Origin of the sequence: Sulfitobacter sp. M368, assembly GCF_025141875.1 — a bacterium.
GTDB lineage: Bacteria > Pseudomonadota > Alphaproteobacteria > Rhodobacterales > Rhodobacteraceae > Sulfitobacter > Sulfitobacter mediterraneus_A.
This window is the reverse complement of the sequence record NZ_CP081113.1, coordinates 1464259-1490273: the sequence shown is the minus strand read 5'-3', so window position 1 is coordinate 1490273 and position 26015 is coordinate 1464259. Positions and strand designations below refer to the sequence as shown.

Below are 26015 nucleotides of genomic sequence, written 5' to 3'. Positions count from 1 at the left end.
ATTCAATCGTCGAGGATCTGCCCCATGCCCGATTTTTCCAAAGTCCTGATCGCCAACCGCGGCGAAATTGCCATTCGCGTCATGCGTGCCGTCAGCGAGATGGGCAAGACAACAGTGGCCGTCTATGCCGAAGAGGACAAGCTGGGTCTGCACCGGTTCAAGGCAGATGAGGCCTACCGCATTGGCGAAGGATTGGGGCCAGTCGCGGCCTATCTGTCGATTGATGAGATCATCCGCGTGGCCAAGGAATCCGGCGCGGATGCGATCCACCCCGGCTATGGTCTGCTCTCGGAGAACCCCGATTTTGTTGACGCCTGCGAAAACAACGGCATCACCTTTATCGGGCCCAAGGCAGAAACCATGCGGGCCTTGGGCGACAAGGCATCCGCCCGCCGCGTCGCCATGGAGGCCGGTGTGCCGGTCATTCCCGCCACCGAGGTGCTGGGCGATGACATGGACGCCATCCGCGCCGAGGCAGCCGAGGTCGGTTATCCGCTGATGCTCAAGGCGTCATGGGGCGGTGGCGGGCGCGGCATGCGCCCGATCCACGGCGAGGCCGAGCTTGAGGAAAAAGTGCTGGAGGGCCGCCGCGAGGCCGAGGCCGCCTTTGGCAATGGCGAAGGTTATCTGGAAAAGATGATCATCCGCGCCCGCCACGTCGAGGTGCAGATCCTTGGCGACAAACACGGGGAAATCTACCACCTGTTTGAACGCGATTGTTCGGTACAGCGCCGCAATCAAAAGGTCGTGGAACGCGCCCCTGCCCCCTATCTGACCGAAGAACAGCGCGCCGAGATCTGCGAGCTGGGCCGCAAGATCTGCGCCCATGTCGGCTATGAATGTGCTGGCACTGTTGAATTCCTGATGGATATGGAAACGGGCAAATTCTACTTCATCGAGGTGAACCCGCGGGTGCAGGTGGAACATACCGTCACCGAAGAGGTCACCGGCATCGACATTGTGCAGGCGCAGATCCTGATCGCCGAGGGCAAGACCATTGCCGAGGCCACGGGCAAGAACGCACAGGACGAGATCCGCCTGAATGGCCATGCCCTCCAGACCCGCGTCACCACCGAAGACCCGCTGAACAATTTTATTCCCGATTATGGCCGCATCACCGCTTACCGCTCAGCCACCGGCATGGGCATCCGCCTGGATGGCGGCACCGCCTATGCGGGCGGGGTGATCACCCGCTATTACGACAGCCTGCTGACCAAGGTCACGGCCTGGGCGCCAACCCCGGAAAAGGCGATCTCCCGGATGGACCGCGCCCTGCGGGAATTCCGTGTGCGCGGCGTCAGCACCAACATTGCCTTTGTGGAAAACCTGCTCAAGCATCCGACGTTCTTGAACAACGAATACACGACCAAGTTCATTGACGAGACGCCCGAGCTGTTCCAGTTCAAAAAGCGCAAGGACCGCGGCACCAAGGTTTTGACCTATATCGCCGACATCACCGTGAACGGGCACCCCGAGACCAAGGATACCCCGCGCCCCTCTGTGCAATTGCGCGATCCCAAACCGCCCGCCACCAAGGCAGATCCGATGATGGGCACACGCAATCTGCTCGAACAGAAAGGCCCGCAAGCCGTGGCCGACTGGATGGGCCAACAACGCCAGCTGTTGATCACCGACACAACCATGCGCGACGGGCACCAATCCTTGCTGGCCACGCGGATGCGCAGCCACGACATGATCAAGGTCGCCCCCGCCTATGCCGCCAACCTGCCGCAACTGTTCTCGATGGAATGCTGGGGCGGTGCAACATTTGACGTGGCCTACCGGTTCTTGCAGGAATGCCCATGGCAGCGCCTGCGCGATCTGCGCGCCGCCCTGCCCAATGTGATGACGCAGATGTTGCTGCGCGCCTCAAACGGTGTGGGCTACACCAACTACCCTGACAATGTCGTGCAGAAATTTGTCGCCACGGCCGCCGAAACCGGGGTCGATGTCTTCCGCGTCTTTGACAGCCTGAACTGGGTAGAAAACATGCGCGTCGCAATGGATGCCGTGGTCGAGGCGAACAAGGTCTGCGAAGGCACGATCTGCTACACCGGCGATATCTTTGACCCGAACCGCGCCAAATATGACCTGAAATACTATGTCCAGATGGGCAAGGATCTGAAGGCCGCTGGCGCCCATGTGCTGGGCCTGAAGGATATGGCCGGACTTTTGAAACCGGCGCAAGCCCGCGTGTTGATCAAGGCGCTCAAGACCGAGGTTGGCCTGCCGATCCACTTCCACACGCACGACACGGCGGGCATTGCCTCTGCCACCATCCTTGCGGCCTCCGAGGCCGGTGTGGATGCGGTGGATTGCGCCATGGACGCGCTCAGCGGCAATACCTCACAAGCGACGCTTGGGTCCGTGGTTGAGGCGCTCAAACACACCGACCGCGACACCGGTCTGGATATGAACGCAGTGCGCGAAATCTCTGACTATTGGGAAGCGGTACGCGGCCAATACAGCGCCTTTGAAACCGGCATGCAGGCGCCTTCCTCCGAGGTGTATCTGCACGAAATGCCCGGCGGCCAGTTCACCAACCTCAAGGCGCAGGCCGCCTCGCTTGGCCTGGATGACCGCTGGCCAGAGGTCGCCCGCACCTATGCGGATGTGAACCAGATGTTCGGCGATATCGTCAAAGTGACGCCCTCCTCCAAGGTTGTGGGCGACATGGCGTTGATGATGGTCTCCCAAGGGCTTTCCCGCGCCGATGTGGAGAACTCCGAAACCGATGTTGCCTTTCCCGACAGCGTTGTTGACATGATGCGCGGCAACCTGGGCCAGCCTCCTGGCGGCTTCCCGGAGGGGATCGTCAAAAAGGTGCTCAAGGGCGAAGCGCCCAACACCGAACGCCCCGGCAAACACCTTGAACCGGTCGATCTCGAAGCCGTCCGCGCCGAGCTGTCGGCAGAGCTGGACGGCATGGCCATCGATGATGAGGATCTCTGCGGCTATCTGATGTATCCCAAGGTCTTCCTCGATTACATGGGCCGCCACCGCATCTATGGCCCGGTGCGCACCTTGCCGACGCAAACCTTCTTCTATGGCATGGAACCGGGCGAAGAAATCTCTGCCGAGATTGACCCCGGCAAGACCCTCGAAATTCGCATGCAAGCGATGAGCGAGACCACCGAAGACGGCGAAGTCAAAGTGTTCTTTGAACTCAACGGCCAGCCGCGTGTGATCCGGGTGCCGAACCGATTGGTCAAATCGACAACCCTGCAACGGCCCAAGGCCGAGGCGGGTAATGAGAATCACATCGGCGCACCGATGCCGGGGGTTGTGGCCTCTGTCGGGGCCGTGGTTGGGCAAACCGTTCACGCAGGTGACCTCCTGCTGACCATCGAAGCGATGAAGATGGAAACCGGCATCCACGCCGAGCGCGACGCGGTTGTGAAGGCCGTGCACGTGCAGGCAGGTGGCCAGATCGACGCCAAAGACCTGCTGGTCGAGTTGGAATAAAGGCTATCAGCAGGGCGGTTCAACGCCGCCCTGTCATTCGCTGCCTAAATACAGCGTGAACAATTCCTGCGGCGCTTCGACACCGCGCAGCATATAGGGGCCAAGCGAGATCACCTGCGCCTTGCGGGTTGTGACCTGCCGCGCGACCTGGGCGGACATGATAAAGTTGCGGTCCAGCGGCCCACACATGCCCTGAATACGGGCCGTTTGATTGACCGCAGCCCCGATCACCGTGAAATCCAGCCGCGCCTTGCCGCCGATATTGCCATAAAGCACATCACCCAGATGCAGCGAGAGCGAGTAATCGGTGGTGGTCAATCCCTCCTCCGCCCGCCGGGCGCTGACCGCCGCCATCCGCTCTCCCACCTGGATCGCCGCCTCAAGCGCATTGTCCACCGCGCCGGCGTCTTTGCTGCAATCAAAGATCGCAAGCAGGCCATCGCCCATAAATTTCAAGACATTACCGCCGTGCCCTTCCACAAGGCCGACCACTTCGCCAAAGTAGTCATTGAGCATATCAATGACCGCATGACCGGCAATCCGTTCCGACAATTTGGTAAAACCGCGCAGATCAAAGTACCAGATCACCGCATGTATTGTCTCGGATGAGCCGCGCACGATATCGCCCGACAGCACCCGTTCGCCCGCATCGGCGCCCAGATAAGTCTGCACGATGTCACTGGCCATCTGCCGGTTCGACGCCGATTTGAGCGCCAGCCCCAAATAGGGCAACAACCGCCGCAACATGGCAAGATCACTATCAGAAAACCCGCCTTCGCTGTCGCTGGTCCAGGACATCATCAATCCTTCGGCGGGGTCATCGGGATTGGTCGCCAACGAATTGCGCGGCTGTTCAAAGCTGACCTTGGCCGCGAAATAATCGGTGCATCCGCGTTCTTTCAATTCGGACAGAAACGGAAACCGGGCGGGCGGGTCGCCTTTTTCGAGGCTGATCCGCAGATCCGCCTCATCGACACTCAACAGATAATAAAGCGGGCTGGCCAGCCAGACATCCAGCGGCGCATCCGTGTGTTCATAGGAATCGCGCTCCATGCCTGCATCGCGCTGCCAGTTGTAGCCAAAACCGCCATATTCGGGATGATAGGCCCGCTGTGCCACATGCACCCGCTGCACCGGGAGACCCGCCTGCAATATCCGGGTGCAATACCCTTCAAGCAGGTCTTCTTGCGAGGTGCCGTAGACCCCTTGTAGGACAAGCCATTCTGCAATGGCGTCATGACTGCTGAGGTTCGGGTCTGGCTGCATATGCGCAATATGGGGGCAGGCTGGACCGCTTGCAAATCAATCCTGACCCATCGCATCTTTCAAACGCTTGATCATCGGGCGCAGAACCTGCACTGACGTCACATGCGCCTTTCTGCCCTGACCTTGATTGTCCCCGACTATGACGCCGCCATTGCCTTTTACTGCGGGCAAATGGGGTTTGTTTTGGATGAAGATATTGATCAGGGGCACAAACGTTGGGTCCGGGTTACACCTCCGGGCGGCGGCGCGGGTTTTGTTCTGGCCCAAGCGGCAGACGACCGGCAAACCGCCGCGATCGGCGATCAGGGCGCAGGGCGGGTCTGGCTGTTCTTGCAAACCGATGATTTTGCCGCAGATCATGCGCGGCTGTTGGCGGCGGGTGTCACCTTTGAAGAAGCGCCGCGCCATGAGCCCTATGGCACCGTTGCAGTGTTCCGCGACATTTTTGGCAATCGTTGGGATCTGATCGGCAGCTGAAGTTTGCACATCGTGCCGCATTGCCTTGACGCCTGGGGCGGTTATCTTGGCCATCCAAGACAACAATTGCGCTGATCCGATGCCCTACGAATGGACCACCTCGCCCGGTGACACACCTCAGGAAATGCGCCTTTGGCCGCATCAATCCCTGCCGCCCCGCGGCTTTGCTGGCTTTATCCTTGTGACCTTCACGCTGATCCTGATCCCGACCCTGCCGCTGTTGGGCACGGCGCTGCTGTGGGGTTTGTTGCCCTTTGTCTTGCTGGCGGTGGCGGGGATGTACTTTGCCCTGCAACGCAATCACAAATCCCGCCTGATCGAAGAGGTGCTGACCCTCGATCAGGAGATGACCCACCTGCGCCACACTACGGCCAAGGGGGAGGTCAAAGACTGGGATTGCGACCGCTATTGGACCAAGGTCACGAAATATGACGCAGACGGCCCGGTGCCGCACTACGTCACCTTGCGCGGCAAGGGGCGCGAAGTCGAAATCGGAGCCTTCCTGTCCGAGGACGAACGCATCGCCCTTTTTGAGGAGCTGCAGCGCCGCCTGCCCCCGGATCAGCCAAGTGCCTCAACCAGATAATCAAAGACAATGCGCATCCGGCGGCTTGTGCTCAACTCGCGGTGGGCCACCAGCCAGGTTTCGATCTCAAAGGGGGCAATCCCCGGCATCAGCCGCACCACCCCCGCCGTTTGCGCCGCCACATCATCGGTCATGATCCCGATACCAAGCCCCTGCTGCACCATTTGCCATTGCACAAGATGGGTGGCACTGGTCAAAACAAAGTTCTCCGCCGTAACCGGCACGCCCGCCGCGTTCAAGCCGTCTATCAGAACATCATTGTCGGCAAAGCCGATAAAATCAGCCGCCACCAGCGACTTGAGCGTGTCAAAGGGACCGTTATCCCGCACATAGCTTTGCGCGGCATAAAGGCTGGCCCGCCCATTGCGCAGCTTTCGGGCGATCAATTGCGGATCGGTGGGCCTTACATTACGCAGGGCGATATCGGCCTCGCGGCGCCTCAAATCGCGCAGTTCGTTGCTGGCCACGATATCAATGCGAATGCCCGGATGCGCCTGACGCAGCTTGGCCAGAACGGGCGGCAGATTATAGACCGACAGGATCTCGCTGGCGGTGATGCTGACCAATCCTTCCGCCGTCTGGGATTGCCCCGATGCCACCCGAGACAGCCCACCTGCGGCTTGTCCCATGGCGCGGACGTGGTCCATCATCTCGAGCCCTGAAGGGGTCAGCATCAGCCCGTGCCCTGCCCGTTCAAACAAGGCCACGCCCAGTTCCTCCTCCAGCGCGGCCACCTGCCGGCCCAATGTTGGCTGGGTCAAGCCAAGAGCCCGCGCAGCGGCGGACAAAGAGCCCTCTTCCGCCGTGACCAAAAAGGCCCGCGCCCTGTTCCAATCAAAGTTGATCAATCGCCAATCCATGCAAATTTGCATAGCAATTCACCAGATTTAGTCAATTCCCCTAAAATTTCTTATGGTGTAGCCACACTTCACGCCTCAAATGCATGGATCACCCAATGACCAATCTCACCAAACCCCATCCCGAAAGCCGGTTTTGGAACCGTATGGCCCCCGGTTATGCCCGCAGCACCATCTCCGATGTGGAAAACTACGAACGCAAGCTGCGTGAAACCGCCGCATTGATGCGACCTGACATGCAGGTGCTTGAGATCGGCTGTGGAACCGGATCCACCGCACTTTGGCACGCGCCAAACGTTGCGCATATCACGGCAACGGATTTATCCTCTGGCATGCTGGACATCGCCCGCGAAAAGGCCCGCACAGCGGCGATTGAGAACATCACCTTTGTGGAGGCCGCGGCCGAAGATGTCCCGCAACCGGATCGGCCCTATGACATGATCATGGCCCATAGCCTGCTGCATCTGGTGAAAGATCATCGCGAAGTGATCACCAACATGGCCAATATGCTGGCCCCTGGCGGCTATCTCGTGACCAGCACCATCTGCATGTCGGAAGGGTTGTCAGCTTTCAAACTGATCGCTTGGCCCGGCCGCATCCTTGGACTTTTGCCGCGCATCAATTTTCTACGCAAACGTGATTTGGAAAATGCAGTGCAGGATGCCGGTTTAAAGATCCACACATGCTGGCGTCCGGGCAAGCGCAAAGCCGTTTTTCTGATCGCCCAGAAACCGGCATAAGAAGCCCCACCCTGTGGATAACTGCCTCATGCGCCGCATGAGGTAGTCCCGCCAAGCATTTGTTATGTTTGAAATTCGGGCGCATCGCACCCCTGTGGGAAAATTAGCCCAAGCGGTTCTTAACCTTCGGCCCAACAGCGCCGAAATCCATCCGCCCTGTGTACTTGGTCTTGAGCAGGCCAATCACCTTGCCCATGTCCCGAATAGACGACGCACCAACCTCTGAAATCGCCGCTTCGACGGCGGCTTCAACCTCGGCATCGTCAAGTTGACGCGGCAGGAACTCTTCGATCACAGCGATCTCCTGACGTTCCCGCTCAGCCAGATCCAGACGCCCGCCCTCTTCATAGGCCCGCGCCGATTCCATCCGCTGTTTGGCCATCTTGCCAAGAATCGCCAGAACCTCGGCTTCGCTGGCGCCGTCGTCGCTGCCGGTCGCGCGGCTCGCAATGTCCTTGTCCTTGATCGCAGCATTGATCAACCGCAAGGTCGAAAGCCGCTCAGCGGCCTTGTCTCGCATGGCTTGTTTGAGGGCATCTGAGATGCGGGTGCGCAAAGTCATGAGTTCGGTCCTGTGCTCTGATCGATACTAAGCTTCGGACCATACCTGCACTCCGCCCAGCAGGCAATGGGCATCAAAGCCGCTAAGATATTGTTTTCCAACACAATCTCATTTTTCAACAAGACTTGACCACAGCCCGCCCCGGCATTAGGTTCGCGCAGATTTATCCAGACACATCCCGCCCGGAGGCCCCCCATGTCCGCGCCCGTTCCCCCTCGCCCGACTGCCTGTCTTGTACTGGCGGACGGTTCAATTTTCTACGGCATGGGTTTTGGTGCCACTGGCCAAACCGTCGCAGAGCTTTGTTTTAACACAGCAATGACCGGTTATCAGGAGATCATGACAGACCCCTCCTATGCGGGCCAGATCGTGACATTCACCTTTCCGCACATCGGTAACACTGGCACCAACCCCGAAGATGATGAAACCGGCGATCCGGTCGCCTCAGGCATGGTCGTCAAATGGATGCCGACGGACCCGAGCAACTGGCGCAATGTGCAGCATTTGTCGAATTGGCTGGCGGCGCGGGGCCGGATCGCGATCGGCGGTGTGGACACCCGCCGTCTAACCCGCGCCATCCGTCACAGCGGCGCGCCCCACGTGGCGATGGCCCATGACCCCGATGGCAACTTCGATATCGAAGATCTGATCGCCAAGGCCCGCGCCTTTGCCGGTTTGGAAGGCATGGATCTGGCCAAGGAAGTGACCTGTGCGCAGTCTTACCGCTGGAACGAGACCCGTTGGGCCTGGCCCGATGGCTACAAACCCAATGAGAACCCCAAGCACAAGGTTGTCGCCGTTGATTATGGCGCCAAGCGCAACATCCTGCGCTGCCTAGCCTCTGCCGGTTGTGATGTGACGGTGCTGCCTGCCACGGCCACCTATGAGGATGTGATGGCGCATAATCCTGACGGCGTGTTCCTGTCTAACGGCCCCGGCGATCCGGCGGCCACAGGCGCTTATGCCGTGCCGATGATCCGCGAAGTGCTGGACAAGACGGAGCTGCCGGTTTTTGGAATTTGCCTTGGACATCAGATGCTTGCACTGGCCCTTGGTGCCAAGACCATCAAGATGAGCCACGGCCACCACGGCGCCAACCATCCGGTCAAGGACAATGACACCGGCAAGGTTGAGATCACTTCGATGAACCATGGGTTTGCTGTCGATGCCCAGACCCTTCCGGAGGGCGTTGTGGAGACCCATGTGTCGCTGTTTGACGGGTCCAATTGCGGTATCCGTCTGGCGGATCGTCCGGTGTGGTCGGTCCAGCACCACCCTGAAGCCTCCCCCGGACCGCAAGACAGCTTCTACCTGTTTGAGCGTTTTGCTGAAGCGATGGAAAACCGCGCCTGATCCGCGATCCGGCTTGACGGTCAACCGCTCTTCTCTCTGGTTAAGGGAAAATTAACCAACCAAAGCCAATGCTGACCTGAATTTCAGGTTGGGGTTTTGAAAATGAGCAATCTTCGGCTGGCTCTGGCAGCGCCGCAGATCGCCAACCCGGTTCAAAAACGTATGCCATTGGGCCAACACCTGATGGCGGCGGGGGTTATTGGTGATCAGGATTTGGCGCATGCGTTGGATTTGCAGCGCCATGTTGACGCGCCTATTGGCGAAATCCTGGTTGCCGAAGGGTTGGCGACGCGCAACGATGTTCTATTGGCGCTGTCACGCCAAAGCGCCGCACAATTGGCCGATCTGGATGGTCAACCGCCAACCCCGATGATGGCACAGCATCTGTCCGCTTCGGTTTGCCTGAAATTTCAGGTGGTTCCGTGGCTATCCCTGAATGGTATGCTTCTCGTTGCCACCAGCAATCCCAATGAATTTGAACAATTGCGCCTCTCCGTGGGAGAGAACGGCAAACGGATGTTTCCCGCCATCGCCTCGCCGCGGCAAATCAAGAAACATATCAGCCGCCTTTACGGCGCGGAACTGGTCCAGCATGCCGCCAGAAAGGTGCCCGCAGTCGAAAGTTGCCGAACTTGGGACATTTCGGGAAACCGGCGGCGCAATTGGGCTGTGGCCGTCATCGCCACTTTGCTGGTGGCGCTTATTTACGCGCCCCTTTGGACCCTCACCGTGCTGATGCTTTTCGCGGTCGGGACATTGGTGATGTCCACCACTCTCAAGGCCGCCGCGCTTTGGGCCGAGTTGACCCATAGATATACAGCGCCGCGCCAGACCGCGCCCTCCTCTGTCCTGCCGTTTCGGGTGCCAAAAGTTTCTGTCCTGGTGCCATTGCTGCACGAGAAGGAAATTGCGGGCGCCCTGATCAAAAGGCTTGAACGGTTGACCTACCCAAAATCCCTGCTGGAAATTGTGTTGGTGCTGGAGGCCACGGACGATCTCACCCGCGAGACATTGGCCCGCACATCGCTACCCGAATGGATCAATGTGATCGAGGTGCCCGAAGCCAATCAATTGACCACAAAACCGCGGGCATTGAACTATGCGATGGACTTTTGCCAAGGATCGATCATTGGCGTTTGGGACGCCGAAGATGCCCCGGAGGCCGATCAGATCGAAAAGGTCGTCTCCCGTTTCCAATCCGCCCCGCCAGAGGTCGCTTGCCTGCAAGGCAAGCTGGACTACTACAACAGCAGTGCAAACTGGTTATCACGTTGTTTTACAATCGAATATGCGGCATGGTGGCGGGTGCTTTTGCCCGGTGTGGCGCGGTTGGGACTGGTGCTGCCCCTGGGCGGGACAACCCTGTTTTTTCGCCGTGATCTGCTGGAGAAGCTCTGTGGTTGGGATGCCCATAACGTCACCGAGGATGCCGATCTTGGCGTGCGACTGGCCCGCCATGGATACCGCACGGAGCTGATTGATACCGTCACATTTGAAGAGGCCAATTGCCGGACGTGGCCTTGGGTGCGGCAACGCTCGCGCTGGCTCAAGGGGTTCTTGATCACATGGTCGGTGCATATGCGCGATCCGGCCGCCTTGTTGCGTGATCTGGGGTGGCTGCGTTTTTTGGGGGTGCAAACCATGCTGCTGGCGACCTTTGCCCAGTTTGCCGCCGCGCCGCTGCTGTGGTCATTCTGGCTGGCGCTGGCGGGGCTGCCCCATCCGGTTCCGATGACCATGGGCAATGGGGTGCTATGGGCGATGGTGACGCTGTTTATTCTGTCAGAGACCCTGAACCTGTTGATCGGGATGATTGCCACCTCCGGCGAGCGGCACCGCCGCCTGATGCCTTGGGTGTTCACGACGCCGTTCTATTTTCCACTTGGGGCGCTGGCCGCGTACAAGGCTCTGCATGAATTTGTGGTCAGCCCGTTTTTCTGGGACAAAACCCAGCATGGCGTCACGCCGGACCCGCAGCCGCATTTGCCCGCAAACGCCTCACATCTCAGCTAAATGGTGACACAGACACCAAGGCAAGGGGTCTAGCCTTCGTCCTCGCGGCGCGCCGCCTCTTGCTTGAGACGGGTCACAAAGGCCACCGAAATATGACTGCGCAGCGCCTCATCCGCGCCATCTTCATCCCGCGCTTCGATCATTGAAACGATCTTGTCATGTTCCGCCTGCGCAAGCGCTCCGCGCCCCTCCGCCGCCAATGACGTGGTCGCCATAAGCGCCATGGAACGGTACAAAAGATCGAGCTGTTGCACCAAATAGCGGTTGTGCGAGGACAGATGGATCTGTTTGTGAAAGCGCCGGTTGCTGCGCGAGAGCGCCGAGGGATCATTGACCAGCTTATTGTCCGACTCCACCATTTCGCGCAGAACCCGCACCTCTTCCTCGGTGGCGTGGCGGGCGGCCAGACGTGCGGCCAGCCCCTCCAACTCCCCCCGCACCACGTAAAGTTCGGCGGTTTGGTTATGATCCAGTGACGCCACGATAAGGCTGCGCCCGTCACGTGTCAGCAAGGACTGTGTCTCCAACCGTTGCAACGCCTCGCGCACCGGGGTGCGTGACACGCCAAAACGATCCGCCAATTCGCTTTCCACCAGCCGGTCACCGGGTCGATAGGTGCCCACATCGATGGCCTCAAGTATCATCGAATAGGCGTCTGTTGATCCGGGTTTGGGCGCGGCCATAGCAATCTTCCTTTGGTTGCGGCCACCTTACTGTCTGATCCCTTCGGCGCAAGCCCGCAGCCCCCTTGCGAAGCATCCGCCAAGCGCCTAAGCCAAACATATGCCACGCGATGCCTTCTCTCACGTCGATACCTGGGTCTTTGATCTGGACAACACGCTGTACCCGCCCGAGGCGCGGCTGTTTGACCTGATTGAGGTCCGCATGACCAATTGGGTGATGCAGGAACTCAAGGTGGATCAGCCCGAAGCGGACCGTCTGCGCCGCAAATACTGGCACGAACACGGCACCACATTGGCCGGCTTGATGCGCGAACATGACATCGACCCCGCCCCCTACCTTGTGGACGTGCATGATATTTCCATGGACAGCCTGACCCCCGATCCCGACCTTGCCGCCGAAATCCGCAGCCTGCCGGGGCGGCGCATTGTCTACACCAATGGCTGCGCCCCCTATGCCGAGCGGGTGCTGGCCGCGCGTGGCCTGTCGGGGCTGTTTGATGCGGTCTACGGGGTGGAACACGCCGATTTCCTGCCCAAGCCGGACCGGGCGGCCTTTGACAAGGTTTTTGCCACCGACGGCCTGAACCCTGCCTCTGCCGCGATGTTCGAGGATGATGCCCGTAACCTGTCCGCACCCTTCGAGATGGGCATGCGCACGGTGCATGTGGCCCCTGCGCGACAGCATGCCGCGCATATTCATTACCATACCGATGATCTTCGGGGTTTCCTCGGCCAGGTGAAAGCATAAGTGTAAGCCATGGCTTTTGACTGCGATATTCTGATCTCGGGCGGCGGGATTGCCGGGCTGACCGCGGCGGCGGCCTTTGGCACCGCAGGGTTTGATGTGATCTGCGTTGATCCGGCCCCGCCCGTGGTGGAACGGGACGCCCAAGGCGCCGACATGCGCAGCACAGCATTCCTGCAGCCGGCCCGCCGGGTGCTGGAAGCGGCCGAGATCTGGCCCGCGCTCGCCCCTCATGCCGCCCCTTTACAGATCATGCGCATTGTTGATGCGGGCGGCGCAGAGGCCCAGCCGCGCGTGACCCGCGAATTTGATGCCAGCGACATTTCGGACCAGCCCTTTGGCTGGAACTTTCCCAACTGGCTGCTCCGCCGGGAACTGGTGGCGCGGCTGAACGATCTCCCTAATGTGGATTTCCGGCCCGGCACCGGCACAACATCCCTGTTCACCCGCACCGCAGAGGCCCGCGTGGGCCTGACCGATGGCAGCCGCATCCGCTGCAAACTGGTGGTCGCCGCCGATGGCCGCGCAAGCCCGATGCGCGAGGCGGCGGGCATTTCCGTCAGCACCCGGCGTTATGGGCAAAAGGCACTGGCCTTTGCCGTGACCCACCCGATCCCGCACGAAAATGTATCGACCGAGATTCACCGCACTGGCGGGCCGTTCACACTGGTGCCCCTGCCCGATCTGGATGGCATGCCCTCATCGGCGGTGGTCTGGATGGACGATGGCCCCCTGACCGTGGCCCGCGCCGCAACGGACACCGCCGATTTTGAGGCCGAAATGTCAGAGCGGTCCTGCCATCTGTTTGGCCCACTCACGCTGGCCAGCCCGCGCAATGTCTGGCCGATCATCAATCAGCACGCCGAAAGGTTGTCGGGAGAACGGTTGGCGTTGATCGCAGAGGCCGCCCATGTCGTGCCGCCCATCGGGGCGCAGGGGTTGAACATGTCGCTCAATGATCTGGCCTGCTTGCTGGATCTGGCGGTGGCACATCCCGAAACGCTGGGCGATGCGGCGATGCTGGAGAAATATCACAAGTCCCGTTTTGCCGACATCCAACTGCGGGTGCGCGGCATTGACCTGCTCAACCGCGCCAGCCAAGCCAGCAGCCCGCTCGCCCGCGACGCCCGCGCGGCCGGTCTCAATGCGCTTTATGCCATGCCGCAGGTGCGCAAGATGCTGATGCAAATGGGCCTTGGCGTGCGGTAACGCGGGGTTCGCTTTGCCACGTAAGTTGGCTCTGGGGGACGCTTGCTTGTGCTGTGTTGCACCTTTCGCAGACTGAAATCGCCAGATGTCCGTTTCCAGCCCAGAGTCACCGATGCTGTGTCGTGATTAAATGTCCGCTTTGCGTGCCGCAGACCAGCATTTCAAAACGCCTCTTGTAAGACTGTTGTAGTTGCCGACTCCCAGTTACAATGTTGACTCTATGGACTTGGTTACAGCCAGTCTGCCACGGCCGCTTTGAGTGAATTAGTATCGGCGTTTTCGCCGTGCGCTGCGATCAACTGTTCAACCACTCCAAATTGTGAAACGGCATGACCCAAATCCCAAACTCCCAGCAGGTCGGTGTAGATCGGCACATAACCCTTGTCTGCAAACGCAAGATAGGATGCTGGCACCTCGCCGAATTGGGTCAGGTCATGCTCGCTGATACTTTTGAATTGCTTGTCTTGATTCTCCTTGATCAGAGAAACGACGCTACCAAGCCAAGCGGCAAGCGGTTCACGCATCGCCGGTATGGCAATGAGTTTTTGCCACGCGGAGCTGAAGGGTTCGTCCCAGGGGGCAAGTTCGCAATCTCCGGGACGCCACGTTCCAGACAAATCGATGGTGTAGTGGAACAGGTCAACGTCGCTCAGACCCTCCCGAACAAGCGTCAGCGCATCATTAAGGTCTTTGCCCATTTGAGCGACGGAACCATCGTTTTGAACACTGATTATGAGCGTCATGCTGCTTGCGTCAGCGTAGGGTGTCAAAGCCATGAGAGGTCCTCGTCTAGAGCCAGTTCTGTAATTCCGACATTAAACTCTTACATTCCGGCCTTATTTGGGCGAAACCGCGTCAGACATCTAATGCCGGAGATCGCGATTGGCTAATCTGTATGCAGACATTCGTCAGAAGCTTACGAATGCCCGCTTCGTCCGCAAAGCGGACATTTCCCTCCCCAAGAACCACCCCCTCAAACAACCTCATCCACCACAGCCGCCAGCCTCGCCAATGTGGCGTCCACATCATAAAGCTTGTCCAAACCAAACAGGCCCAGACGGAAGGTGCTGAAGCCCTCAGGCTCACCCACCTGCAACGGAACACCGGCGGCAATCTGCATACCCTTTTCGGCAAACGCCTTGCCGTTCTGGACCTGCGGGTCGGAGGTATAGCTGACCACAACCCCCGGCGCACCAAAGCCATCCGCCGCGACCGAGGTCACGCCCTTGGCCGCCAACATCGCCCGCACCCCATCACCAAGCCGCCATTGCGCCTCTTTCAAACGGTCAAATCCGTATTCCTTGGTCTCGATCACCGTATCGCGGAACGCCCGCAAGGCATCGGTCGGCATGGTCGCATGATAGGCATGACCGCCGTCCTCATAGGCTTTCATGATGCTGCGCCACTTGGCCAGATCAATGGCGAAACTGTCCGATTGTGTCTCTGCCAACCGCGCTTCGGCACGCGATGACATCATCACGATGCCTGCACTTGGCGAGGCGCTCCACCCCTTTTGCGGGGCCGAAATTGCCACATCGACGCCAAGGGCTTTCATATCGACCCAAGCGCAGCCCGAAGCGATGCAATCCAGCACCATCAGCGCCCCCATCTCATGGGCGGCCTGCGCCATGGCGGTGATGTAATCATCGGGCAGGATCACCCCGGCACTGGTTTCCACATGGGGGGCAAACACCACCTGCGGCCTGTTCTCGTGGATGGCCGCGATCACGTCCTCAATCGGCGCAGGGGCAAAGGGGCTTTGCGGCGCATTGCCTTGAGGCCGTGCCTTCATAACGGTGGTGTTGCCAGTCAAATCGCCGCTTTCGATGATCTGGCTCCAGCGGTAGGAAAACCAGCCATTGCGCACCACCAGCACCTCGGCGCCGCGGGCGAACTGCCGCGCCACGGCTTCCATCGCATAGGTGCCGCCGCCGGGGATCAGGGCCACAGCATCCGCGTTGTAAACCTCTTTCATCAGCTCGGAGATGTCGCGCATCACCTGTTGAAAGGCGGCGGACATATGGTTGAGCGAGCGATCCGTAAACACCACGGAAAACTCATCCAACCCGCTTGGGTCAATTGTATTTAGCAAAGCCATTTGAGGTTCCTTTTGCAATTCGCCCTGCACTTTCGCCGCGCAGGTAAGTCAATCTGATGTCCATATCCGATCCGGTCAAACCGAGCCACCGCGCTGGCGGGTGCGGATCTGGCGCAGGGTTTCCACCAGCATCGCAGTGAGCAAACCAAAGATCAAAAGACCATTTGCCGCTGCCAATCCGCCAAGCAGGCGCCATTCCACCGGCAACAGAATGTCGCCAAACCCCAGCGTGGTGAAGGCAACCAGCGAGAAATAAACCGATGCCTCAAAGGTCACAAAGATCTGCAACAGCCACAGGGCGACCGCCCATATCCAGACCGCCGCTGTCATCATCACCAATGTCCAAAACATCGCAAAGGACAAAACAATGGTCAGTTTTGGCCCATGAGGCGGGCGGATCACCCAGCGGTGACTGCGCGCCAGTGCCAGTTCGAGCCCCCACCACGACATCGCAGCGGCAATGGCAGTGATTGCAATCAAACCACTTCCCAAAAGCAACTGAATGAACATGCCGCGATCCTTTACGCTGAATTCACGCCCAAGGCATAGCGCAAGCGTGCCCGCCCTGCACCCCTATTGAGGAAAGGTGGCAGCGACCTCATACATCACCGGCTCGAACCGGGTACAAAGCTTGGCAATCTCGCGGTTGCGGCGGCGCATCTCATCTGTGCGCAGCATCGCCTTGAAATCATCACGGGTGGCCCATTGGGAGTAATTCGCGATCCGCGTTTCCGCGTCGTTCACATGCAGTCCGGCCCCCGTAAATCCCGGTTGTTTCGAGATAAATTCAGCATAGGCCTGGGTCAGCAGGTCCAGCAAATCCTGACAGGTTCCGGGCGAACATTCAAAGGTGGTGATGACGGTCTGCAGGGCAGCATTGGCTTTGATCTGGGGCATTGTGGCTCCTCCTTGGGGTCATGCTAACACGAAAATCCCGGATGTCTGGCCTCTTATGCACCCCGTTCAAACGCCAAGTGGCCCCGGCAGACGTTCCTCGCTGAGCAGCACATTCGCCTCCACCTCGCCCGCGCCGGGCAAGGTCATGATCCGCCGCCGCAGCACCCGTTCAAAATCCGGCAAATCCCGCGCCACGACCCGCAAACGGTAGTCATAAAGGCCCAGAACATGCTCCACCGTCTGCACTTCGGGGATCGCCGCCACTGCGCGCTCAAAATCCTCGAGGCTGACGCGCCCCTTGGTGGCCAGCTTGATGCCCAAAAACACCGTCACCCCAAAGCCAAGGCTTTCGGCATTGAGCCGCAATCTGCGCCCGCGCAAGATCCCGGCCTCCTCAAGCCGCCGGATGCGCCGCCACGTGGCCGGCTGGCTCAGCCCATAGCGCCGCCCCAAGGCAGAAGCACTTTGTGTGGCGTCGCGCGCCAGTGACCGGATCAATTGATGGTCGATTTCATCAAGATCAATCATATCGGCAAAGTCTGTTCTGATTTGATCCGCGCCACCTGCATCAAGGCCTCAATGTCCGCAATATGCGGCAGGGGAAGGATACGGCTGCGGTAAATCTGTTGATAATGGCCCATGTCACGGGCGATGATCGAGAGGCGCACATCGACGCGGCCCAAAAAGGTCTGGACCTCGATCACCTCGGGCACTTTCCGTGCCTCGGCGAGAAAGGCGTCAAACGCATTGCTTTGGGTTTTGTCCAGCGTCACCCGCAAGGACACCTCCACCGCATAGCCAAGCGCGGCCCAGTTCACCACCGCGCTCACGCCCTGCACGATGCCGTCATCTTCCATCTTGGCAATCCGCCGCGCCGCCTTGCCCGGTGTCATGCCGCAGCGTTCGGCCAATTCACCGGGGCTCAGGCTTGGCTCCGCCTGCCAATAGCGCAACAAACGCCGATCCACGTCATCAAGCATGATTTTTCCATTATTTGACCAAATCACGCATTACCATCTTCATCTGATCGAATAAACTCATAAATCAGCAATAGCCCCTCACGGCACAATGCGTATGTTGAACCTCAGATTTATGACCTCGAAAGGACCGCCAAAATGCGCGTTTATTACGACCGTGACTGTGACGTTAACCTCATCAAAGACAAAAAAGTCGCCATCCTCGGCTATGGCTCACAGGGCCACGCCCACGCACTGAACCTGCGCGACAGCGGCGCGAAAAACCTTGTAGTAGCCCTGCGCGACGGCTCTGCCTCCAAGGCCAAAGCCGAAGGCGAAGGTCTCAAGGTTATGGAAATCTCCGAAGCCGCAGCATGGGCCGATGTGATTATGTTCACCATGCCCGATGAACTGCAGGCCGATACCTATAAAAAATACGTGCATGACAACATCCGTGAAGGCGCAGCGATCGCATTTGCCCACGGTCTGAACGTACACTTTGGCCTCATTGAGCCAAAGGCAGGCGTTGACGTGATCATGATGGCGCCAAAAGGCCCAGGCCACACGGTGCGCGGCGAATACACCAAAGGCGGCGGCGTGCCTTGCCTCGTTGCGGTAAACCAAGACGCCTCCGGCAAAGCGCTGGAAATCGGGCTGTCTTACTGCTCCGCCATCGGTGGCGGCCGTTCTGGCATCATCGAAACAGATTTCCGCGAAGAATGCGAAACCGACCTCTTTGGCGAACAGGCCGTTCTCTGTGGCGGTATCGTTGAATTGATCCGTATGGGTTTCGAAACACTGGTTGAAGCCGGTTACGAGCCTGAGATGGCCTATTTCGAGTGCCTGCACGAAACCAAGCTGATCGTGGACCTGATCTATGAAGGCGGCATCGCAAACATGGATTACTCGATCTCCAATACAGCCGAGTATGGCCAGTATGTTTCCGGCCCGCGCATCCTGCCTTACGACGAAACCAAGGCCCGTATGAAAGCGGTTCTGAGCGACATCCAGTCCGGCAAGTTCGTGCGTGACTTCATGCTGGAAAATGCAGTTGGCCAGCCAACGATCAAATCCTCGCGCCGTGCAAACGACGAGCACCAGATCGAAGTTGTCGGTGGCAAGCTGCGCGACATGATGCCCTGGATCTCTGCGGGCAAGATGGTCGACAAAGCCAAGAACTAAGGCTTACGATCTCGACAATTCAGCGCCCGGCAGCCTGTTCTGCTGGGCGCTTTTTATTGTGCGGGCCTTTTCAGCTGGCCGGCACACAGGAGAAGCCCGATGAATTATGCGGACATGGAAACACCCTGCCTTATCCTCGACCAAGAGCGATTTGAGGCCAATGCAGCCAAGATGCGTGCCCATTGTGATGCACGCGGTGTCGCCCTCCGGCCGCATCTCAAGACGCTCAAATCGGTTGACGCGGCCAAGGTTGCGACGGGTGGAATGCTGCAAAGGATCACGGTTTCTACGCTCCGCGAGGCGGAGGTTTTCGCCCGCGCCGGTTTTGACGACATCCTGCATGCGGCGGGGATTACGCCGAACAAGTTTGATCACGTGCGCAAGATCAACGCAGAGACCGGCAAGAGGCTGATCCTGACCCTTGATTCTATCGAAATGGCGCAGGCTTTGGTGCAAAACGACCTGCCCAATAGTGCCATGATCGAGATTGACTGCGGCGAACATCGAGGCGGGATCGGAAGCGATAACAAAGGCTTGGAAGACATCGCCCGGATGCTTGGACGTCAATTTACGGGCATTATGACCCACGCAGGTCATTCTTATAGCTCTGACCAGATCGGACGGATCAAAGAGATCGCCGATGATGAGGTCAATGCAGCCACCACAGCGGCAACGCGGCTCCGGGCTGCCGGGATAGAGGTGCCGAGTGTCTCTGTCGGATCAACGCCCACGGTGCTGCATGCGGACTCTCTAGACGGGGTCGATGAGGTGCGCTGCGGGATCTACATGGTCTGGGATCTGAGCCAATTCGGGCGGGGCATCTGCGCCCTAGACGATCTCGCCTTGACGGTGCTGGCCACGGTGATCGGGCACAACCGAAGCGCGGGCGTTCTGACCGTCGATGCGGGCGCTCTGGCCATGTCCAAGGACATAGGCGCCAACACCTATCTGCCTGATGCGCGTTTTGGCTGGCTTTGCGATGCAAATGACCTGACCCCGTTGGGTCTGAGCATCGACACAGTGCATCAGGAACACGGCACGGTGGTGGTCAAAGACCCGTCCGCATTTGACCGTTTGCCCATCGGAACACAGGTGCGCATTCTGCCCGGTCATGCCTGCCTCACGGCGGCGGGCGGCTATGAAGGCTATCATCTGCGGCAGGGTGGGTTCTGGCCAAGGTTCAACGGCTGGTGAGCGCAGCTTTTCAAATCTCTTGGCGTCCTATTGGGTCGCCGCCAAAGGCGGCCTTGCCATCCTTCGGCCCATGGCGAAGTAAATCTGATTGACCCCGGTCCCCTGTCGGGGTCTTTTGCGTGAACGCATCACCCCCAAGGTCTAGGAAAGCCGAAATGCCCATCATCACCAAAGCCGCCGCAAAACGCGATAGCTGTGACGGCAAGAACAGCCCCTGTGGGTCTTATGACGCCCTGCTTTATTCTGACAGCGGTGGCTTGACCCAGTTTGGCGCTTTTGTTGAGACCCTGCCTCCGGGCTCGGCGTCCTCCATCAAGCACTGGCATGCCAAGGAAGACGAAATGATCTATGTTCTGGACGGCGTTGCAACTGTCCTCGAAGGAGATGAGGAACACCAGCTCACCCCCGGAGATGCTGCAACTTTCAAGGCCGGCGATCCCTTGGGACATTGCGTGCAGAACAAGTCAGACCGACCGATTACATATCTCGTCATCGGCACTCGCAAGGAAGCCGACACCGTGACCTTTCCGGACCACGACCGCGTTCTGCATTTCACCAGAGATGACGCAGGAGAGACTGCCGAAAGACATTTTGAAACCTTACAAGGCGCGCCTGCAACCAGCCCCTATGTGATCGACGCCAGTGCCACCTGACACCACCCCACGCATCACCCTCTACAGCTGGCTGATGGTGGCCATCCTTGCCTTTGTCTGGGGCGGCACGTTTATGGTCACCGAAGTGGCGCTGCGTGGCATCACCCCGTTCTGGCTGGCGGCCTCGCGCATTGTATTCGCTGCCATGATCATGATCGCGGTTTGGGGATTGCGCGGCTTTGTCCTGTTCCAGGCTCCACTCAGCGGGGCTCAACGTGCGGCCCTGTTCACCATCGGCGCGGCCAGTTCGGCGGTGCCTTTTTCCCTGCTCGCTTGGGGCCAGCAGCATGTGACCTCTGGCTTTGCCGGCGTGTCCATGGCCTCAACCGCGCTGATCATGCTGGTGCTGGCGCATTTCTTTGTGCCGGGTGAACGGTTGACCCTGCGCCGGTCTATCGGGTTTGCCATCGGATTTTGCGGGGTTGTGGTGCTGATCGGTGGTCAAGCCTTCGAGACCTCGGGCGGCCTGCTGGAACCCATTGGACGTGCGGCCTGCATCGGCGCCGCGTTCTGTTATTCGGTCAGCTCGATCCTGATGCGCCGGTTGCCTGCGGTCGATCCCATTGGTCTGGCGACCGTATTGCTGTTGATCGCCTCTGCGATCACCGTGCCGCTGGCCCTCATCACCGAAGGGCTGCCGCCGCTGCCAGACAAGCAAACCCTTGTTGTGCTTGCCTTTCTGGGACTGATCCCCACTGCTGCCGCCAATATCCTGCGGGTGCTGGTGGTGCGCAGCGCCGGGCCGGTCTTCATGTCACTGGTCAATTACCAGGTGCCGGTCTGGTCTGTGGTGCTGGGCGCATGGATCCTGGCCGAACCGATGCCGCCATCGCTGCTTTATGCGATGGTCTTGATCTTGGTCGGGGTCGGGATCAGCCAATATGGAGCATTGCGCCGGTTGTTTGGCCGCGCCTAACTCGAACCGCCAACGGCCTCTGTCACAGCCGCCACAACACCATCCACACAGCGCTCCATCAGCGCTGCGTCTTCGTGTTCGGCCATCACCCGGACCAAAGGTTCAGTGCCGGACTTGCGGATGAGCAGACGCCCACCCCCAGACAAATCCGCCTCTGCCTGCGCGATCGCTGCCTTGACCGGGGCCATTTCCAGCGGCGCCTGGCCCGCCGCAAAACGTACGTTCTTAAGCAATTGCGGCACCGCATCAAATTGATGCAACAACTCTGACGCTTTGCGCCCGCCCCGCACCAGTTCCGCCAGAAACTGCATGCCCGCCATCAGCCCGTCGCCCGTGGTGGCATAATCGGTCATCACGATGTGCCCCGATTGTTCGCCGCCAAGGTTAAAACCGCCCTGCCGCATACGTTCCACCACATAGCGATCGCCAACGCTGGTGCGTTCCAGCCGCAAACCCCGCGCGTCCAGGAAACGCTCCAGCCCCAGATTGCTCATCACAGTGGCCACAAGGGCGTTGCCCTTCAGCCGATCTTCTTCGGCCCAGCGGGCCGCCATCAGCGCCATGAACTGATCGCCGTCGCCAACATTGCCCTTCTCGTCGATCAGAATCACCCGGTCGGCATCACCATCCAGACAAATGCCCACATCTGCCCCATGGGCCACGACCGTTTCTGCCGCGGATTGCGGATGGGTCGATCCACAGCCCTCGTTGATGTTGTGGCCATTGGGGGCCACGCCCACGGGAATCACGGTCGCGCCCAGCTCCCACAGGGTCATCGGCGCGACGTGATGCGCCGCACCGTTGGCGCAATCTATCACCACCTTCAACCCGTCCAGACGCATCTGGCGCGGAAAGGAGGATTTCACCCTTTCGATGTAACGAAAGCGGCTGTCGTCGATACGTTTGGCGCGGCCAATCTCGGCCGCCGCAGTCGGTTCAACCCCTTCGGCGACCAGCGCCTCAATCTCGGCCTCAGCCTGATCGGACAGTTTGAACCCGTCAGGGCCAAAGAATTTGATGCCATTGTCATGGGCCGGGTTGTGGCTGGCGGAAATCATCACCCCCAGATCGGCGCGCATCGACCGGGTCAGCAGCCCAACCGCCGGGGTCGGCACCGGCCCCAAAAGCAGCACATTCATGCCCGTGCTGGTCAGGCCCGCCGTCAGCGCGTTTTCAAACATATAGCCAGACAACCGCGTGTCCTTGCCAATCACCACCCGGTGCACACCCTTGTTGTCACGCCGGAAATAACGCCCCACAGCCGCGCCGATGCGCAGGGCCATCTCGGCGGTCATGGGATAGATGTTGGCCGTGCCGCGCACGCCGTCAGTGCCAAAAAGCTTTGTCATGCCTGTCTTCCTGCCATGGCAGCCCGCCACAGCGCTATTGCCTGAGTTGTTTGCGGCACATCATGCACACGCAGGATCTGAATACCATGGGCAAGGCCTGCAAGCGCAACCGCAATCGACCCCGGTGCGCGGTGATCTGCCTGCGGGGCATTGCCGATGGTGCCGATAAACCGCTTACGCGATGCACCCAGTAGGATCGGCACCCCCAGATCATGAAACAGGCTGAGCCGCGCCAAGAGGGTCAGGTTGTGATCCAGCGTCTTGCCAAAACCGATGCCCGGATCGGCGATGATCCGGCTGTGCGGAATGCCCTGGGCTGCAAGCGTTTCAATGCGGCCCGCCAGATAGTCGAAGACATCCAGCAGCACATCATCATAGCGCGGGTCTTTCTGCATGGTTTCGGGATCGCCCTGCGCATGCATCACACAAACCGGCAAGGACCGTGCCGCGCAGAAAGGCGCCAGCGCATCATCATAGGTCAGCCCGGAAACGTCATTGACCAGATCCGCACCCGCCCGGATTGCGTTTTCAGCCACCGCCGCTTTGCGGGTGTCGATGGAGATCGCACAATCCACACCGGAGGCCCGCAACCCTTCGATGACAGGAGACGTACGGCGGATCTCTTCGTCCACGGCGACGGTTTCCGCGCCGGGGCGGGTGGATTCGCCGCCGATGTCCAGAATATCCACGCCCGCAGCCTGCATTTGCAATCCGGCGCGAACCGCGTCCTGTTCCGCCGCGTGAACACCGCCATCTGAAAAACTGTCCGGTGTGGTGTTCAGAATGCCCATCACCCGCGGACGATCCATGGTCAGCATGGCCACTTGGGGGCGGGGTGCACTCAAACGGGCGGCCGCATCGGCCGGCAGGTCTTCCGCCGCGATGATCTGCCCCGACGCGCCACGGCGCAACACCTCAACTTGCGAGAACCAGCCCCATCCCCCCGCAAGGGAAAGCGCCTCATCAGGCCGCGCTGGCCCGCATTGCACAAGCGGGCGAAAATAGTCGCGCCCAGTCACAACCTGTCCTGCTCCGCCGAGATGGGTTTGAGCGGCACGGATGCCTCTTGCGGCAGCGCCGCCCCTATCACCAGCATATCCTCGGCCTCCATCGAGGCGGCAAACCATGCGGCCAACGCCACCGCATCACGCGGCTGGGCAGACGGGGTATCCACAGAATCCAGCACAATCTTGGACGGTGCCCAGACGCAAGTTTGGCCGTTCTTCATTGCCCAGTCGAGTTCAGTGCGGGTGTCCACCACCACGCAGCGGTCATCCCTGGAGGCCAGAACCCATGCATTCTGTTCAATCGCCAACAGATCAATCCGGCGCTGTGCCATCTTGTGCGACAACTGCGGCGCGGCGGCATCCGGTGCGCCCACACAAATAATCACCGGCTTGCCCTGCCCGGTCAATTGATCCAGCCATCCCGCCAGATGCGGAGAGGCAATTGCGGCATTGCCCAGAAACAGAAACTGCGGCTGCGGTGCGGCCTCTTGCACCACCTCGGGCGCGGGGGCAGCGGCCACGCGGGCCCGCACAATCTCGACGCCCAATGCACCGGGGCCACGATCCAGCTTTTCGATACGCACAAAGGCCCGCATGGCCTGCGGTTCCAGCAATATTCGATCTGCAACGCGCTCTGCCAGTGTTTCAAGCAACGCCAAACGCTCCACCGCCAGTTCTGCGGCAATCGCTTCGGTCACTCGATCATAGCTCAGGATACGGTCCACATCGTCTTCAATAGGCCCGGTCAGCGGCTGCACCTCAACCACGACATTAAAGCAGATGCGCTGTGTCACCCCGCGTTCAGCCTGAAACGCGCCGATCTCGACCTCTACGATGTGATCGCGCAGGGAAATGCGGTCCAGCGGGGCGTCACCGGCCATGGCCTCCGCACGCTCTGAGGGATGCGCAAAGGCAAGGCGGACTTCGTTCGACATGGTTCTGGCCTTCAATGGGTGTTTTCAGATGCGGGCATAGCCGATCCGGCCCGCATTAGCAGCCATTTTTCCGGCAGACCAGCACCGGAACACGCCCTTTTGGGCGAAATCAGTTGGAGGCCGTGCGCCAGGTGTGACGGTAGAACAGATGAACACCGATCCGGGCCGTGCGGGTGTAGACGCGCGACCAACGCGGTTTGACCGCCGTTGTGTGGTAATGCGTGGCGCCATCCGTCAGCTCAGGCGCCTTGCCGTCAAGGCTTGCGCGGGCCACTTTCGACACCCGGGCAAAGGCACGCGGCTCAGCGATCACTTCTTTATGGCCATCACAGGTATAGGTGAACTGGCACTGATATTTCTTGCCGGTCCCCTGATTGATCACACCGCAAGGAGTGCTGGGAAAGCGTTTGCTTTCCACCCGGTTCAGGATCACCTCGGCCACGGCAAACTGGCCCTTCACGGTCTCGCCGCGCGCCTCGAAATAAAGCGCCTCGGCCAGACAGCGCCATTGGGCAGACCCTGAGGCTTTGGGCTGCGCGTCGAGCCACTTGCGTGAGAACTCAACATCGGATTGGGCTGCTTTTGGCTCTGTGACCAACGACTTCAATCGTTTGTCCCCGGCAGATTTGAGGCCCTTTGCCTCGACCTTAGCCAGTTCTTCGGCCTTGTCTGCATTGGCTGTTGCGACCACGGGGGTGATCACGATGGCCGACAAAAGTGCCGCGAAAATCGAAGTCTGAAACCAACGCATGCTGCGCCTCGTGTGCTGTTAACTCAGCTGAGCGCCTACCCAGAATCCGCGTTCTGGTAAACCCACCCGTTTGCGGGTGCGTCAATTGTGGAAAAAATTGGCCGGTATTGTTGATCCGCAG

At 59.7% G+C, this 26015-nt stretch carries 26 protein-coding genes; 12 read left to right on the top strand and 14 right to left on the bottom strand.

Going from position 1 to position 26015, the window contains the following annotated elements:
- Window positions 1-24 precede the first annotated feature (24 nt).
- Window positions 25-3465, top strand: coding sequence for a pyruvate carboxylase (locus K3754_RS07480; RefSeq protein WP_259942480.1), 3441 nt, complete (start codon window positions 25-27; stop codon window positions 3463-3465).
- A 33-nt stretch (window positions 3466-3498) separates the two neighbouring features.
- On the opposite strand, the gene K3754_RS07475 is transcribed toward K3754_RS07480, so the two are convergent.
- Window positions 3499-4731, bottom strand: coding sequence for an adenylate/guanylate cyclase domain-containing protein (locus tag K3754_RS07475; RefSeq protein ID WP_259942478.1), 1233 nt, complete (start codon window positions 4729-4731; stop codon window positions 3499-3501).
- A gap of 102 nt (window positions 4732-4833) precedes the next feature.
- Here K3754_RS07475 and K3754_RS07470 point away from each other — a divergent pair, with 102 nt between their 5' ends.
- A complete protein-coding gene (locus K3754_RS07470; RefSeq protein WP_259942475.1) occupies window positions 4834-5208 on the top strand; it encodes a VOC family protein in 375 nt (124 codons plus the stop codon).
- A 79-nt stretch (window positions 5209-5287) separates the two neighbouring features.
- Complete coding sequence (locus K3754_RS07465) at window positions 5288-5794, top strand: DUF2244 domain-containing protein (protein ID WP_259943279.1); 507 nt, start codon at window positions 5288-5290, stop codon at window positions 5792-5794.
- Here the strand turns inward: K3754_RS07465 and K3754_RS07460 are convergent.
- Window positions 5770-6654 carry a LysR family transcriptional regulator gene (locus tag K3754_RS07460; RefSeq protein ID WP_259942472.1) on the bottom strand — a complete coding sequence of 295 codons (885 nt, stop codon included), beginning with the start codon at window positions 6652-6654 and terminating at the stop codon, window positions 5770-5772. The two genes, K3754_RS07465 and K3754_RS07460, sit on opposite strands and share 25 nt — an antisense overlap.
- 95 nt (window positions 6655-6749) lie before the next feature.
- On the opposite strand from K3754_RS07460, the gene K3754_RS07455 reads away from it, so the two are divergent.
- Window positions 6750-7391, top strand: coding sequence for a class I SAM-dependent methyltransferase (locus K3754_RS07455; protein WP_259942469.1), 642 nt, complete (start codon window positions 6750-6752; stop codon window positions 7389-7391).
- Between the two features lie 103 nt (window positions 7392-7494).
- Here K3754_RS07455 and K3754_RS07450 read toward each other — a convergent pair whose 3' ends face one another.
- Entirely contained in the window at window positions 7495-7953 is a 459-nt protein-coding gene (locus K3754_RS07450; protein ID WP_259942466.1) for a GatB/YqeY domain-containing protein, read from the bottom strand.
- Between the two features lie 195 nt (window positions 7954-8148).
- Here K3754_RS07450 and carA point away from each other — a divergent pair, with 195 nt between their 5' ends.
- Both carA and K3754_RS07440 read left to right on the top strand, forming a co-directional pair.
- Window positions 8149-9306: a glutamine-hydrolyzing carbamoyl-phosphate synthase small subunit gene (gene carA, locus K3754_RS07445; RefSeq protein WP_259942464.1), complete on the top strand. Its 1158-nt coding sequence runs from the start codon at window positions 8149-8151 to the stop codon at window positions 9304-9306.
- A 102-nt stretch (window positions 9307-9408) separates the two neighbouring features.
- Window positions 9409-11319, top strand: coding sequence for a glycosyltransferase family 2 protein (locus K3754_RS07440; protein ID WP_259942461.1), 1911 nt, complete (start codon window positions 9409-9411; stop codon window positions 11317-11319).
- A gap of 29 nt (window positions 11320-11348) precedes the next feature.
- On the opposite strand, the gene K3754_RS07435 is transcribed toward K3754_RS07440, so the two are convergent.
- Window positions 11349-12002: a GntR family transcriptional regulator gene (locus K3754_RS07435; RefSeq protein WP_203211636.1), complete on the bottom strand. Its 654-nt coding sequence runs from the start codon at window positions 12000-12002 to the stop codon at window positions 11349-11351.
- Window positions 12003-12102: 100 nt separating this feature from the next.
- Between K3754_RS07435 and K3754_RS07430 the strand changes: the two genes are divergently transcribed.
- Window positions 12103-12750: a pyrimidine 5'-nucleotidase gene (locus K3754_RS07430; protein WP_259942456.1), complete on the top strand. Its 648-nt coding sequence runs from the start codon at window positions 12103-12105 to the stop codon at window positions 12748-12750.
- Window positions 12751-12759: 9 nt separating this feature from the next.
- Entirely contained in the window at window positions 12760-13956 is a 1197-nt protein-coding gene (locus tag K3754_RS07425; RefSeq protein WP_259942454.1) for a UbiH/UbiF family hydroxylase, read from the top strand.
- A gap of 230 nt (window positions 13957-14186) precedes the next feature.
- Here the strand turns inward: K3754_RS07425 and K3754_RS07420 are convergent, their stop codons facing one another.
- The 6 genes from K3754_RS07420 to K3754_RS07395 all read right to left on the bottom strand — a co-directional run bounded on the left by K3754_RS07420 (window position 14187) and on the right by K3754_RS07395 (window position 17931).
- Complete coding sequence (locus K3754_RS07420) at window positions 14187-14732, bottom strand: hypothetical protein (protein ID WP_259942451.1); 546 nt, start codon at window positions 14730-14732, stop codon at window positions 14187-14189.
- 197 nt (window positions 14733-14929) lie between these two features.
- Entirely contained in the window at window positions 14930-16054 is a 1125-nt protein-coding gene (locus K3754_RS07415) for an aminotransferase class V-fold PLP-dependent enzyme (RefSeq protein ID WP_259942449.1), read from the bottom strand.
- A 75-nt stretch (window positions 16055-16129) separates the two neighbouring features.
- Window positions 16130-16564, bottom strand: coding sequence for an ion channel (locus tag K3754_RS07410; protein ID WP_203211640.1), 435 nt, complete (start codon window positions 16562-16564; stop codon window positions 16130-16132).
- A 63-nt stretch (window positions 16565-16627) separates the two neighbouring features.
- Entirely contained in the window at window positions 16628-16951 is a 324-nt protein-coding gene (locus K3754_RS07405) for an antibiotic biosynthesis monooxygenase (protein WP_203211641.1), read from the bottom strand.
- Window positions 16952-17017: 66 nt separating this feature from the next.
- Entirely contained in the window at window positions 17018-17479 is a 462-nt protein-coding gene (locus K3754_RS07400; protein ID WP_203211642.1) for an Lrp/AsnC family transcriptional regulator, read from the bottom strand.
- A complete protein-coding gene (locus tag K3754_RS07395) occupies window positions 17476-17931 on the bottom strand; it encodes an Lrp/AsnC family transcriptional regulator (protein ID WP_259942446.1) in 456 nt (151 codons plus the stop codon). The genes K3754_RS07400 and K3754_RS07395 overlap by 4 nt, the downstream gene beginning before the upstream one ends.
- A 135-nt stretch (window positions 17932-18066) precedes the next feature.
- Here K3754_RS07395 and ilvC point away from each other — a divergent pair, with 135 nt between their 5' ends.
- From ilvC to K3754_RS07375, 4 genes are all read left to right on the top strand, one after another.
- Window positions 18067-19089, top strand: a complete 1023-nt coding sequence (gene ilvC, locus K3754_RS07390; protein ID WP_203211644.1) for a ketol-acid reductoisomerase — start codon at window positions 18067-18069, stop codon at window positions 19087-19089.
- A 99-nt stretch (window positions 19090-19188) separates the two neighbouring features.
- Window positions 19189-20283 (top strand): alanine racemase, encoded by a 1095-nt coding sequence (locus K3754_RS07385; RefSeq protein WP_259942443.1) that lies wholly within the window; start codon window positions 19189-19191, stop codon window positions 20281-20283.
- Window positions 20284-20438: 155 nt separating this feature from the next.
- The gene (locus K3754_RS07380) at window positions 20439-20936 is read left to right on the top strand and encodes a cupin domain-containing protein (RefSeq protein WP_259942441.1); all 498 of its coding nucleotides are present in this window, start codon (window positions 20439-20441) and stop codon (window positions 20934-20936) included.
- Between the two features lie 34 nt (window positions 20937-20970).
- Window positions 20971-21852, top strand: a complete 882-nt coding sequence (locus tag K3754_RS07375) for a DMT family transporter (protein ID WP_259943276.1) — start codon at window positions 20971-20973, stop codon at window positions 21850-21852.
- Here the strand turns inward: K3754_RS07375 and glmM are convergent.
- The 4 genes from glmM to K3754_RS07355 all read right to left on the bottom strand — a co-directional run bounded on the left by glmM (window position 21849) and on the right by K3754_RS07355 (window position 25894).
- Window positions 21849-23201: a phosphoglucosamine mutase gene (gene glmM, locus K3754_RS07370; protein WP_203211647.1), complete on the bottom strand. Its 1353-nt coding sequence runs from the start codon at window positions 23199-23201 to the stop codon at window positions 21849-21851. The genes K3754_RS07375 and glmM overlap by 4 nt on opposite strands.
- Window positions 23198-24220: a dihydropteroate synthase gene (folP, locus tag K3754_RS07365; RefSeq protein WP_259942437.1), complete on the bottom strand. Its 1023-nt coding sequence runs from the start codon at window positions 24218-24220 to the stop codon at window positions 23198-23200. Before folP ends, glmM begins: the two co-directional genes overlap by 4 nt.
- Window positions 24217-25143 (bottom strand): dihydroneopterin aldolase, encoded by a 927-nt coding sequence (locus K3754_RS07360; protein WP_259942435.1) that lies wholly within the window; start codon window positions 25141-25143, stop codon window positions 24217-24219. The genes folP and K3754_RS07360 overlap by 4 nt, the downstream gene beginning before the upstream one ends.
- 109 nt (window positions 25144-25252) lie before the next feature.
- Window positions 25253-25894, bottom strand: a complete 642-nt coding sequence (locus K3754_RS07355) for a cell wall hydrolase (RefSeq protein ID WP_259942433.1) — start codon at window positions 25892-25894, stop codon at window positions 25253-25255.
- Window positions 25895-26015 lie beyond the last annotated feature (121 nt).